Annotated in this window: 12 protein-coding genes; 11 read left to right on the top strand and 1 reads right to left on the bottom strand. The window is 71.4% G+C overall.

Going from position 1 to position 11,930, the window contains the following annotated elements; genetic code table 11:
• Positions 1 to 75 precede the first annotated feature (75 nt).
• The 9 genes from mltG (at position 76) to nusB (ending at position 9,327) form a co-directional block, all read left to right on the top strand.
• Positions 76 to 1,818, top strand: coding sequence for an endolytic transglycosylase MltG (gene mltG / locus D6270_RS04510; RefSeq protein WP_109166624.1), 1,743 nt, complete (start codon positions 76 to 78; stop codon positions 1,816 to 1,818).
• On the top strand, positions 1,805 to 2,638 hold the full coding sequence (locus tag D6270_RS04505) for a shikimate dehydrogenase (RefSeq protein WP_109166625.1): 834 nt from the start codon (positions 1,805 to 1,807) through the stop codon (positions 2,636 to 2,638). Before mltG ends, D6270_RS04505 begins: the two co-directional genes overlap by 14 nt.
• A gap of 146 nt (positions 2,639 to 2,784) precedes the next feature.
• A complete protein-coding gene (gene aroC, locus D6270_RS04500; protein ID WP_109166626.1) occupies positions 2,785 to 3,969 on the top strand; it encodes a chorismate synthase in 1,185 nt (394 codons plus the stop codon).
• The gene (gene aroB, locus D6270_RS04495; RefSeq protein ID WP_109166627.1) at positions 3,966 to 5,603 is read left to right on the top strand and encodes a 3-dehydroquinate synthase; all 1,638 of its coding nucleotides are present in this window, start codon (positions 3,966 to 3,968) and stop codon (positions 5,601 to 5,603) included. Before aroC ends, aroB begins: the two co-directional genes overlap by 4 nt.
• On the top strand, positions 5,600 to 6,040 hold the full coding sequence (gene aroQ, locus D6270_RS04490) for a type II 3-dehydroquinate dehydratase (protein WP_109166628.1): 441 nt from the start codon (positions 5,600 to 5,602) through the stop codon (positions 6,038 to 6,040). The genes aroB and aroQ overlap by 4 nt, the downstream gene beginning before the upstream one ends.
• Before the next feature lie 121 nt (positions 6,041 to 6,161).
• Positions 6,162 to 7,040, top strand: a complete 879-nt coding sequence (locus D6270_RS04485) for a Pro-rich N-terminal domain-containing protein (protein ID WP_109166629.1) — start codon at positions 6,162 to 6,164, stop codon at positions 7,038 to 7,040.
• A gap of 129 nt (positions 7,041 to 7,169) precedes the next feature.
• A complete protein-coding gene (locus D6270_RS04480) occupies positions 7,170 to 8,276 on the top strand; it encodes a M24 family metallopeptidase (protein WP_109166630.1) in 1,107 nt (368 codons plus the stop codon).
• A gap of 50 nt (positions 8,277 to 8,326) precedes the next feature.
• Entirely contained in the window at positions 8,327 to 8,893 is a 567-nt protein-coding gene (efp, locus tag D6270_RS04475; RefSeq protein ID WP_093692847.1) for an elongation factor P, read from the top strand.
• A 2-nt stretch (positions 8,894 to 8,895) separates the two neighbouring features.
• Positions 8,896 to 9,327 carry a transcription antitermination factor NusB gene (gene nusB / locus D6270_RS04470; RefSeq protein WP_109166631.1) on the top strand — a complete coding sequence of 144 codons (432 nt, stop codon included), beginning with the start codon at positions 8,896 to 8,898 and terminating at the stop codon, positions 9,325 to 9,327.
• 198 nt (positions 9,328 to 9,525) lie between these two features.
• On the opposite strand, the gene bldD is transcribed toward nusB, so the two are convergent.
• Complete coding sequence (gene bldD / locus D6270_RS04465) at positions 9,526 to 10,026, bottom strand: transcriptional regulator BldD (RefSeq protein WP_006123181.1); 501 nt, start codon at positions 10,024 to 10,026, stop codon at positions 9,526 to 9,528.
• Between the two features lie 221 nt (positions 10,027 to 10,247).
• Here bldD and pyrR point away from each other — a divergent pair, with 221 nt between their 5' ends.
• Both pyrR and D6270_RS04455 read left to right on the top strand, forming a co-directional pair.
• On the top strand, positions 10,248 to 10,832 hold the full coding sequence (pyrR, locus tag D6270_RS04460) for a bifunctional pyr operon transcriptional regulator/uracil phosphoribosyltransferase PyrR (protein WP_018515203.1): 585 nt from the start codon (positions 10,248 to 10,250) through the stop codon (positions 10,830 to 10,832).
• A 95-nt stretch (positions 10,833 to 10,927) separates the two neighbouring features.
• Positions 10,928 to 11,929, top strand: coding sequence for an aspartate carbamoyltransferase catalytic subunit (locus tag D6270_RS04455; RefSeq protein ID WP_109166632.1), 1,002 nt, complete (start codon positions 10,928 to 10,930; stop codon positions 11,927 to 11,929).
• Position 11,930: the final 1 nt, after the last annotated feature.

Below are 11,930 nucleotides of genomic sequence, written 5' to 3'. Positions count from 1 at the left end.
TGCGTCGGTGGTTCGAACAAACACCGCACAGCGAAGCGAAGAGACGGAACGTCGTCTCGCGGCTCTAGGGGATCGATGACTGAGTATGGCCGGGGCCCCGGCTCCGAACCGTGGCATCCCGAGGATCCCTTGTACGGGGACCAGGGATGGGGAGGCCGTCAGGCCGCCCACGGCCAGGGCCAGTACGGCGACCAGCAGCAGTCCTATCCGCAGGACCCGTACGCCCAGAACCACCAGCAGCATCAGGGCCCCCAGCAGTACCAGCAGCACCAGTACGACCAGCAGCAGTACCCGCAGTACGAACAGCCGCAGCAGCACCAGCAGCAGTACGGTGCGCAGCACCAGGACCCGTACGGCCAGCAGTCTCCCGCCCAGCCGCCGTACGACGGCGGCTGGGACTCCGGCCAGCAGGCCGCCGTGCCGTACGGGGCCGGGCCCCAGGACCCGTACTACGCCCAGCAGCAGCCGGCCGGCTACGGCGAATCGCACGACTACTACGGCACGCCCGAGGCCTACCCCCCGCCGCAGCCCCCGGGCCGCCGGGAGCCCGAGCAGCAGCGGAAGCCGTCGACGGACTGGGATCCGGACGAGCAGCGGGAAGAGACGCATCCTTTCTTCACCGGCGCCGACGAGCCCGCCGGCCGTGAGCCCCGCGACGACGACGATGACCCGGACGACGACGCCTCGCGCTCCGCACGCCGGGACCGCGGCGACGGCGAGCGACGGGGCGGCAAGGGCAAGAAGAAGAGCCGCAACGGCTGCGCCTGCCTGGTCGTCTCCCTGGTCCTGGTCGGCGGCCTCGGGGGAGTGTCGTACGTCGGCTACACCTACTGGAAGAAGCAGTTCGGCGCCCCGGCCGACTTCGCCGGATCGGGCAGCGACGAGCAGGTCGAGGTCGAGATCCCCGAGGGGGCGCTCGGCTACGACATCGCGAACATCCTGCGCAAGCAGGGCGTCATCAAGTCCTCCGACGCCTTCGTCGCCGCGCAGAACAGCAACCCCAAGGGCCGGTCGATCCAGGCCGGCGTCTACCTCCTGAAGAAGGAGATGTCGGGGGCCAGCGCGGTGGAGCTGATGCTCGACCCCAAGAGCCAGAACGCCTTCGTGATCCCCGAGGGCACCCGTAACGTCACGGTCTACGCCAAGATCGACGAGCGGCTGGGGCTGGAGAATGGCACCACGGCGAAGATCGCCAAGACCAAGGCGGAGTCGCTGGGCCTGCCCGACTGGGCCGACGACAACCCGGATGTGAAGGACCCGCTGGAGGGCTTCCTGTACCCGGCGGCCTATCCGGTCGCCAAGGGGTCGAAGCCCGAGGACGCGCTGAAGCGCATGGTCACGCGGGCGAACAAGGAGTACGACAAACTCGACCTGGAAGCCGTCGCCAAGAAGCACAATCTGGACGGGCCGTGGCAGGTCATCACGGTCGCGAGCCTGGTGCAGGTGGAGGGCAAGACCCACGACGACTTCCGGAAGATGGCCGAAGTCGTCTACAACCGCCTCAAGCCCACCAATACCGAGACGAACCAGCTGCTTCAGTTCGACTCGGCGTTCAACTACCTCAAGAAGCAGAGCAACATCAAGATCAGCGAGTCCGAGATCCTCAGCAACAAGGACCCGTACAACACCTATACGCAGAAGGGCCTCACCCCGGGCCCCATCAGCAACCCCGGTGCCGATGCGCTCGGCGCGGCGCTCAACCCCACGACGGCCGGCTGGCTGTACTTCGTCGCGACCGACGGTCAGCACAAGACCGAGTTCGCCAAGACCTACGACGAGCACCTCAAGCTCAAGGAAAAGTTCGATGCCATCGGTTGAGACCCGCCGGGCCGCAGTCCTCGGCTCGCCCATCGCCCACTCCCTCTCCCCGGTGCTGCACCGTGCCGCCTACGCCGAGCTGGGCCTCGACGACTGGTCCTACGACCGGTTCGAGGTCGACGAGGCGGCGCTGCCCGACTTCATCGAGGGGCTGGACCGCTCCTGGGCCGGGCTCTCGCTGACCATGCCGCTCAAGCGGGCGGTCATCCCGCTGCTGGACGAGATCAGCCCGACCGCCGCCTCGGTGGAGGCCGTCAACACGGTCGTGTTCACCGGGGACGGCCGACGGGTCGGCGACAACACGGACATCCCCGGCATGATCGCCGCCCTGCGGGAGCGCGGGGTCGAGAAGGTCGAGTCCGCCGCCGTCCTCGGCGCCGGCGCCACCGCCTCCTCCGCCCTCGCCGCGCTCGCGGTGATCTGCGCCGGGCCGGTCACCGCCTACGTACGCAGCCGGGAACGCGGCGACGAGATGCGCGGCTGGGGCCGGCGCCTGGGCGTGGACGTCAGGGTCGCGGACTGGGCCGAGGGCGCCCGCGCGCTGAAGGCGCCGCTCGTCATCGCCACGACCCCGGCGGGGACGACGGACTCCGTGGCCGCCGACGTACCGCGGCATCCGGGCATCCTCTTCGACGTGCTGTACGACCCGTGGCCGACCCCGCTGGCCGCCGCCTGGTCGGCGCGCGGCGGCACCGTCGTCGGGGGACTGGACCTCCTCGTGCACCAGGCGCTGCTCCAGGTCGAACGGATGACGGGCCGGAGCCCGGCCCCGCTGGCGGCCATGCGGCGGGCCGGGGAAGCCGCGATCGCCTCCCGCTGACACGTTCGACCTGATGAAGTGGTGTCCGGTTCCTGGACCGGCGGCCGGACACCGAGCACAGTCGTGGGAGGATCGACGGCGGCGGGCCGGGGCCGCGCACCCGGTCGTGCCGTCGGATTTTCAGGCGCGAGCATGAGGGAGCACCTTTGAGCAGGTTGCGCTGGCTGACCGCGGGCGAGTCGCACGGCCCCGCACTGGTGGCGACGCTGGAGGGCCTTCCCGCCGGCGTCCCGGTCACGACGGAGATGGTCGCCGAGGCGCTCGCCCGGCGACGGCTCGGTTACGGCCGGGGTGCCCGGATGAAGTTCGAGCAGGACGAGGTCACCTTCCTCGGCGGCGTACGGCACGGTCTGACCATGGGTTCCCCGGTCGCCGTCATGGTCGGCAACACCGAGTGGCCCAAGTGGGAGCAGGTCATGTCGGCCGACCCGGTCGACCCCGACGAGCTGGCCCAGCTGGCCCGTAACGCCCCGCTGACCCGGCCCCGCCCCGGCCACGCCGACCTGGCGGGGATGCAGAAGTACGGCTTCGACGAGGCCCGGCCGGTCCTGGAGCGCGCCAGCGCCCGGGAGACCGCCGCGCGTGTCGCCCTCGGGGCCGTCGCCCGCTCCTACCTCAAGGAGACCGCGGGCATCGAGATCGTCAGCCACGTCGTGGAGCTGGCCGCCGCTAAGGCGCCCTACGGGGTCTACCCGGTCCCCGCCGACGTGGAGAAGCTGGACGCCGACCCGGTCCGCTGCCTGGACGCCGACGCCTCCAAGGCGATGGTGGCCGAGATCGACCAGGCCCACAAGGACGGCGACACCCTCGGCGGGGTCGTCGAGGTGCTGGCGTACGGCGTGCCCGTCGGGCTCGGCTCGCACGTCCACTGGGACCGCCGCCTCGACGCCCGGCTCGCCGCCGCGCTCATGGGCATCCAGGCCATCAAGGGCGTCGAGGTCGGCGACGGCTTCGACCTGGCCCGGGTCCCCGGCTCCCAGGCGCACGACGAGATCGTCGCCACCGACGACGGCATCAAGCGCACCTCCGGCCGCTCCGGCGGCACCGAGGGCGGGCTCACCACCGGCGAGCTGCTGCGGGTCCGCGCCGCGATGAAGCCCATCGCCACCGTGCCGCGCGCCCTGGCCACCGTGGACGTCGTCACCGGCGAGGCCGCCAAGGCCCACCACCAGCGCTCCGACGTTTGCGCCGTCCCGGCCGCGGGCATCGTCGCGGAGGCGATGGTCGCCCTGGTCCTGGCCGACGCGGTCGCTGAGAAGTTCGGCGGCGACAGCGTGGCCGAGACCCACCGCAACGTCCAGTCGTACCTCGACCACCTCCAGATCCGATGACCGGCCCCCTGGTCGTCCTCGTCGGCCCGATGGGCGTCGGCAAGTCCACCGTCGGCGAACTGCTCGCCGCCCGGCTCGGCACCGGCTACCGGGACACCGACGCGGACGTCGTCGCCGAGGCCGGCAAGCCGATCGCGGAGATCTTCTACGACGAGGGCGAGGAGCACTTCCGCGCCCTGGAGCGCCGGGCGGTCGAAGCGGCGCTCGCCGGACACGCGGGCGTCCTCTCCCTCGGCGGCGGGGCCGTCCTGGCCGAGACGACCAGGGAGCTGCTGGCCGGCCGCCCGGTCGTCTACCTCTCCATGGACGTGGACGAGGCCGTCCGCCGCGTCGGGCTCAACACCGCCCGCCCGCTGCTCGCGGTCAACCCGCGCCGGCAGTGGCGCGAGCTGATGGACGCCCGCCGCCCCCTCTACGAAGAGGTCGCCACCGCGGTCGTCACCACCGACGAACGCACCCCCGAAGAGGTCGCCCAGGCGATCATCGACGTACTGGAACTGCCGGAGGGCGAAGCGGCCCCCGGCGTGGAGAACACCGGCATGACAGAGCAGGGCCCCACCCGCATCCAGGTCGCAGGCTCGGCGGGCACCGCCCCGTACGAGGTCCTCGTCGGCCACCAGCTCCTCGGCGAGCTGCCCCAGCTCATCGGCGACCGCGCGAAGCGGGTCGCCGTCCTGCACCCCGAGGCGCTCGCCGAGACCGGCGAGGCGGTCCGCCAGGACCTCGCCGACCAGGGGTACGAGGCCATCGCCATCCAGCTGCCCAACGCCGAGGAGGCCAAGACCGTCGAGGTGGCCGCCTACTGCTGGAAGGCGCTCGGCCAGACCGGCTTCACCCGCACCGACGTCATCGTCGGCATCGGCGGCGGCGCCACCACGGACGTCGCCGGGTTCGTCGCTGCCAGCTGGCTGCGCGGGGTGCGGTGGATCGCGATCCCCACCACCGTGCTCGGCATGGTCGACGCGGCCGTCGGCGGCAAGACCGGCATCAACACCGCCGAGGGCAAGAACCTCGTCGGCGCCTTCCACCCGCCCGCCGGGGTCCTCTGCGACCTCGCGGCCCTGGACTCGCTGCCGGTCAACGACTACGTCTCCGGCATGGCCGAGATCATCAAGGCCGGCTTCATCGCCGACCCGGTCATCCTCGACCTGATCGAGGCCGACCCCGAGGCCGCCCGGACACCCGCCGGTCCGCACACCGCCGAGCTGATCGAGAGGTCGATCCGGGTCAAGGCCGAGGTCGTCTCCAGCGACCTCAAGGAGTCCGGACTCCGCGAGATCCTCAACTACGGCCACACGCTGGGCCACGCCATCGAGAAGAACGAGCGCTACAAGTGGCGCCATGGTGCAGCCGTCTCCATCGGCATGGTCTTCGCCGCCGAGCTGGGCCGCCTCGCCGGACGCCTGGACGACGCCACCGCCGACCGGCACCGGGCCGTCCTCCGGTCGGTGGGCCTGCCGCTCACCTACCGGGGCGACCAGTGGCCCAAGCTGCTGGAGAACATGAAGGTCGACAAGAAGTCCCGCGGCGACCTGCTGCGCTTCATCGTCCTGGACGCCCTGGGCAAGCCCACCGTCCTGGAGGGCCCCGACCCGGCCGTGCTGCTCGCCGCCTACGGGGAGGTCTCCGCGTGACCCGCAGGGTCTTCGTCCTCAACGGCCCCAACCTCGGCCGCCTCGGCTCCCGCGAACCCGACGTCTACGGGGCCACCTCGTACGCCGGACTCGTCGAGACCTGCACCGCGCTCGGCAAGGAGCTCGGCTTCGACGTCGACGTACGCGAGACGAACGACGAGGGCGAACTGATCCGCTGGCTCCACGAGGCGGCGGACGGTTCGGTCCCGGTCGTCCTCAACCCGGGCGCCTTCACGCACTATTCGTACGGCATGCGGGACGCGGCCGCCCAGCGCACCGCCCCGCTGATCGAGGTGCACATCTCCAACCCGTACGCCCGCGAGGAGTTCCGGCACACCTCCGTGGTCGCCCCCGTGGCCACCGGCACGGTCGCCGGATTCGGGATCGGCTCCTACCGGCTCGCCCTGCGTGCCCTCGCCGACGAACTGACGGACTGACAGCCGCCGGGTGCTCACGGGCACCCCGTGCCTCCCGGGCCGTTCACCCTGAGACGGTCCGGGAAGGTACGGTAGCCGTCCCATCAGCGTCAGTCGCGGTTACGAGACGGAGTGGCACCGGATGCAGCACGCAGTGGGGGCCCCGCTGCCGCCGCCCCAGGGACCCGGGAACGGGCCCGCGGGCTGGTCGCACCAGGCCCAGCACCCCGGCCACCCCGGACCGCCGGGCCAGCCCCCGATACCCCCGCCGCCGCCCGGCCAGGCCCCGCACGCACCGGCCCAGGCCCAGCAGCCCCCCGCCCCCGGCCAGGCCGCGCAGTACGGCTGGAGCGGCACCGGACCCACTCCGCCGCCCTCCGGGGGCCAGCCCACCGGGCACGTCCAGCTGCCCCCGGGCGGCCCCGTGCCGCTGCCCGCGCCCCCCGTCGAACCCGGCACCGGCGGCGCCACGCTCGCCGTGCTGCTGATCGGCCCGGCGGGCGCAGGCAAGACCACCGTGGCCCGGCTCTGGGCAGCCCGCCGCCGGGTGCCCACCGCCCATGTCTCCCTGGACGACGTCCGCGAATGGGTCTGCTCCGGCTTCGCCGACCCGCAGGCCGGCTGGAACGACCACTCCGAGGCCCAGTACCGCCTGGCCCGCCGCACCTGCGGCTTCGCCGCCCGTAACTTCCTCGCCAACGGCATCTCCTGCATCCTGGACGACGCCGTCTTCCCCGACCGCCCGGTCGTCGGCCTCGGCGGCTGGAAGCGCCATGTGGGCCCCGGGCTGCTGCCCGTCGTGCTGCTGCCCGGCCTGGAGATCGTCCTGGAGCGCAACGCCGCCCGCAGCGGCAACCGCAGGCTCTCCGACGAGGAGGTCGCCCGCATCCACGGCCGGATGGCCGGCTGGTACGGCTCCGGGCTGCCGATCATCGACAACTCGACGTACGACGTGGAGACCACCGCCCGCGTCCTCGACGACGTGCTCGCCCGCTCCATCGCCTCCCCGCCCACCTGGTAGCCCGGGCCTCTCCGGGGAAACAACCGCCTACAGGGCGCCGCGGACGCATACAAGGGGTGCCGCAGCGCCCGGCCCCCGGTCGGATGCGCCGGCCGAGCGGGGAGCCGGATTCGTTCGTACGCTCGGAGCATGTCTGAGGTGCACGCCGTCCGACGCGGGCTGCTCCGCGACCGGTGCGCCGCCGCGGGGTCCGCGGCCGCCCTGGTCTCCCGCCCCGCCAACGTCCGCTATCTCGCGGGCGGAGCGCCACCCGGCGCCGTGCTGCTGCTCGGCCCCGGCGAGGACGTTCTGCTCTGCCCCCGTGCCCCCGTCGGCGAACCCGGCCACGGGCGGCCCGACGAGGCGCTCCGCGTCGATGTGCTGCCCGTCCCGGACGCGGACCCGGTGGTCGAGGCCGCCGGGCTGGCCGCCGCTTCGGGCGCGGACTCGCTCGCCGTGGAGGAGCACGATCTGACCGTGGCCCGGCACCGCGCCATGGGGAAGGCCGCACCGGGCCTCCGGCTGGCCGACCTGGGCTTCACCGTGGAGCAGCAGCGGATCGTCAAGGACGAGGAGGAGATCGGCTGTCTGCGCATCGCGGCGGAGATCACCGACCAGGCCCTCGGCGAGCTCCTCGAATCGATCCTGGTCGGCCGAACCGAGCGCCATCTCGCGCTGGAGCTGGAGCGCCGCCTGGTCGACCACGGGGCCGACGGCCCCGCCTTCGCCACCTCCGTGGCCACCGGCCCCAACTCCGGCCAGGGGCGGCACCGGCCCTCCGACCGTCGGGTCGAGGAGGGGGATTTCCTCTCCGTCCGGCTGGGCGCGGACTACCACGGCTACCGCTGCGAGATCGGCCGGACCTTCGTCATCGGCACCGCCCCGGCCCAGTGGCAGATCGACCTCTACGACCTCGTTTTCGCCGCTCAGCGGGCAGGCAGAGAAGCCCTGGCACCGGGCGCCGCCTACCGTGACGTGGACCGTGCGGCCCGCCATCCGCTGGAGGCCGCGGGGTACGGCGAGGGCCTCCAGCCGAGGACCGGGCACGGTGTGGGGCTCGAAATCGAGGAGGACCCGCAATTGGCACCGACAGCCATGGGTAAACTGGACGCTTGTGTGCCGGTCACCGTCGAACCGGGGGTCCACCTCCCGGGCCGGGGCGGTGTCCGGATCGATGACACGCTCGTCGTGCGCCCCGAGGCGGACGGCGGACCCGAGCTACTCACCATGACGACCAAGGAACTGCTCGCGCTCTAGCGCGCATCCCCGGTCGTTCCACCAGCTTCAGTCCAGGAGATTCCGCAACCGTGGCTTCCACGAACGACCTCAAGAACGGCCTGGTGCTCAAGCTCGACGGAGGCCAGCTCTGGTCCGTCGTCGAGTTCCAGCACGTCAAGCCCGGCAAGGGCCCCGCCTTCGTGCGCACCAAGCTCAAGAACGTGCTCTCCGGCAAGGTCGTCGACAAGACGTTCAACGCCGGTGTGAAGGTCGATACGGCCACCATTGACCGCCGCGACATGCAGTTCTCGTACATGGACGGCGAGTACTTCGTGTTCATGGACATGGACACGTACGACCAGCTCATGGTCGACCGCAAGGCCGTCGGCAACGCCGCCAACTTCCTGATCGAGGGCTTCACCGCCTCCGTCGCCCAGCACGAGGGCGAGGTGCTCTACGTCGAGCTGCCCGCCGCGGTCGAGCTGACCATCCAGCACACGGACCCGGGCGTCCAGGGCGACCGCTCCACCGGTGGCACCAAGCCGGCCACCCTGGAGACCGGTTACGAGATCGGCGTGCCGCTCTTCATCACCACCGGCGAGAAGATCAAGGTCGACACCCGCACGGGCGACTACCTCGGCCGGGTGAACAGCTAACCGTGGCTGCCCGGAACAAGGCCCGCAAGCGCGCCTTCCAGATCCTCTTCGAGGCGGACCAGCGCGGTGAGTCCGTGCAGAGCGTCCTCGCGGACTGGGTCCGGCACTCGCGGACCGACGACCGTCAGCCGCCGGTCGGCGAATTCACGATGGAGCTGGTCGAGGGGTACGCGCAGTACGCGGACCGGATCGACGACCTCATCGTCACCTATGCCGTGGACTGGGAGATCGACCGCATGCCGGTCGTCGACCGCAGCATCATCCGGCTCGCAGCCTACGAGCTGATCTGGATGGACGAGACCCCGGACGCCGTGGTGATCGACGAGGCGGTCCAGCTCGCCAAGGAGTTCTCCACCGACGACTCCCCGTCGTTCGTGAACGGCATGCTGGCCCGCTTCAAGGACCTCAAGCCGAACCTCCGCCGGGAGCAGTAGCCCCGCAGGCGGGCCGCTCGGCCACGCACGCCACGAAGGGCCCACGGTCAGCCGACCGTGGGCCCTTCGGCGTATGCGCCGCCCGTACGGACAGAAACGCCGGGCCGGCGGGAACCCGAAGGCTCCCGCCGGCCCGGCGGCACGTTTCTGCTGACGGGCCCGCAGCGGGCGGCGGACCCTGATCTCCCGGTCCCGGTCTCAGCTCTCGTCGTGGGAGACCGCGCGACGCGCGTCCGCGTCCAGCACGCCCCAGCTGATCAGCTGCTCCGTGAGCACGGAAGGCGACTGGTCGTAGATCACGGCGAGGGTGCGCAGGTCGTCCTGGCGGATCGAGAGCACCTTGCCGTTGTAGTCACCGCGCTGGCTCTGGATGGTCGCCGCGTACCGCTGGAGCGGACCGGCCTTCTCCGGCGGGACGTGGGCGAGGCGCTCCAGGTCCAGGACGAGCTTCGGCGGCGGCTCGGCGGCCCCTCCCGGAGTCGTACCGGGCAGCAGCTCCTGCACCGGCACCCCGTAGAAATCCGCCAGCTCGGCGAGGCGCTGCACGGTCACGGCGCGGTCGCCGCGCTCGTACGAACCGACCACGACGGCCTTCCAGCGGCCCTGTGACTTCTCCTCCACGCCGTGGAGGGAGAGGCCCTGCTGGGTGCGGATGGCACGGAGTTTGGCCCCGAGCTGTTTTGCGTATTCGCTGGACATATGGCTCCCCGGACGCTGGAACAGTGTGCGGCTCCGCCGCGTGGCTGGTAACTCACTGTGAGGTTACGCAGCGTTACTTGGATGCGTCAAGCCGAATGGTCCGGACCGGCACCTCCAGGGGGCGGGGCCAAGGCCTTACGCAAGCCCTGGTAACGTGGATGACGTAATTTCGACGTCCTTTAAGGTCCGTCCCGTGAGGCGGAGAAGGAGGTCCGTTTCTTATGGACGCACAGCACGACGACACCGGCAACGCGGCGCGCCCCGTTCTCGAGGCCCCCGACATCGCCCGTGTTCTGACCCGTATCGCCCACGAGATCGTCGAACGCGCCAAGGGCGCCGACGACGTGGTCCTGCTCGGCATCCCGACGCGAGGCGTCTTCCTCGCCCGCCGGCTCGCCGACAAACTCGAAGAGATCACCGGCCGGAAGATGCCGGTCGGCTCCCTCGACATCACCATGTACCGCGACGACCTGAGGCTGCGCCCGGCGCGCGCCCTGGCCCGTACCGACATCCCCGGCGAGGGGATCGAGGGAAAGCTCGTCGTCCTGGTCGACGACGTGCTCTTCTCCGGCCGCACGATCCGCGCCGCACTCGACGCGCTCGGCGACATCGGCCGCCCGCGCGCCGTGCAGCTCGCGGTCCTCGTCGACCGCGGTCACCGCGAACTCCCGATCCGCGCCGACTACGTCGGCAAGAACCTCCCCACGTCGCTGCGGGAGACGGTCAAGGTCCAGCTCGCCGAGGAGGACGGCCGCGACGCCGTGCTGCTCGGCGTCCAGCAGGCCGCTCCCGCGGACGCGCAGTAGCCCGAACCCTCCCGTACGGCCCTTCGGGGGACGTACGGCTGGCTCCTGCGCGCCCGCATGCCTTCAACACTCCTCCAGCCACCGGAGAACCCCAGATGAAGCGCCACCTCATCTCGGCCGCCGACCTCACCCGCGACGACGCCGTCCTGATCCTCGACACCGCCGAGGAGATGGCCCGGGTCGCGGACCGGCCGATCAAGAAGCTCCCCACCCTGCGCGGCCGTACCGTCGTCAACCTCTTCTTCGAGGACTCGACCCGGACCCGTATCTCCTTCGAGGCCGCCGCCAAGCGGCTCTCCGCCGATGTCATCAACTTCTCCGCCAAGGGGTCCTCCGTCTCCAAGGGCGAGTCCCTGAAGGACACCGCGCTGACCCTGGAGGCGATGGGCGCCGACGCCGTCGTCATCCGGCACGGAGCCTCCGGCGCCCCCTACCGGCTCGCCACCTCCGGCTGGATCGACGGGGCCGTTGTCAACGCCGGCGACGGCACCCACGAGCACCCCACCCAGGCCCTGCTGGACGCCTTCACCATGCGGCGCCGCCTCGTCGGCGCCGACGCCGGACTCGGCCGGGACCTCGACGGCCGCCGGATCACCGTCGTCGGCGACATCCTGCACAGCCGTGTCGCCCGCTCCAACGTCCACCTGCTCACCACCCTGGGCGCACACGTCACCCTGGTGGCCCCGCCGACCCTGGTGCCCGTCGGTGTCGAACAGTGGCCCTGCGACGTCAGCTACAGCCTGGACGACGTGCTCGCCAAGTCCGACGCGGTGATGATGCTGCGTGTGCAGCGCGAACGGATGAACGCCGCCTACTTCCCGACCGAGCGCGAATACTCCCGCCGCTACGGCCTGGACGGCCAGCGCATGGCGAAGATGCCCGAGCACGCCATCGTCATGCACCCAGGACCGATGGTCCGCGGCATGGAGATCACCGCCGAGGTCGCCGACTCCGACCGCTGCACGGTCGTGGAGCAGGTCGCCAACGGCGTCTCCATCCGGATGGCCGTCCTCTATCTGCTGCTCGGCGGCTCCGACACCGCCCTGTCGGCTCCTGCCCGTCCCGAGAACCCCGCCCGTACCGAGGAGACCAAGTAAC

This window comes from Streptomyces griseus subsp. griseus (genome assembly GCF_003610995.1).
Classification (GTDB): Bacteria; Actinomycetota; Actinomycetes; order Streptomycetales; family Streptomycetaceae; genus Streptomyces.
Note: the sequence above shows the minus strand (reverse complement) of the source record. Positions and strands in the feature narration are given on the sequence as shown.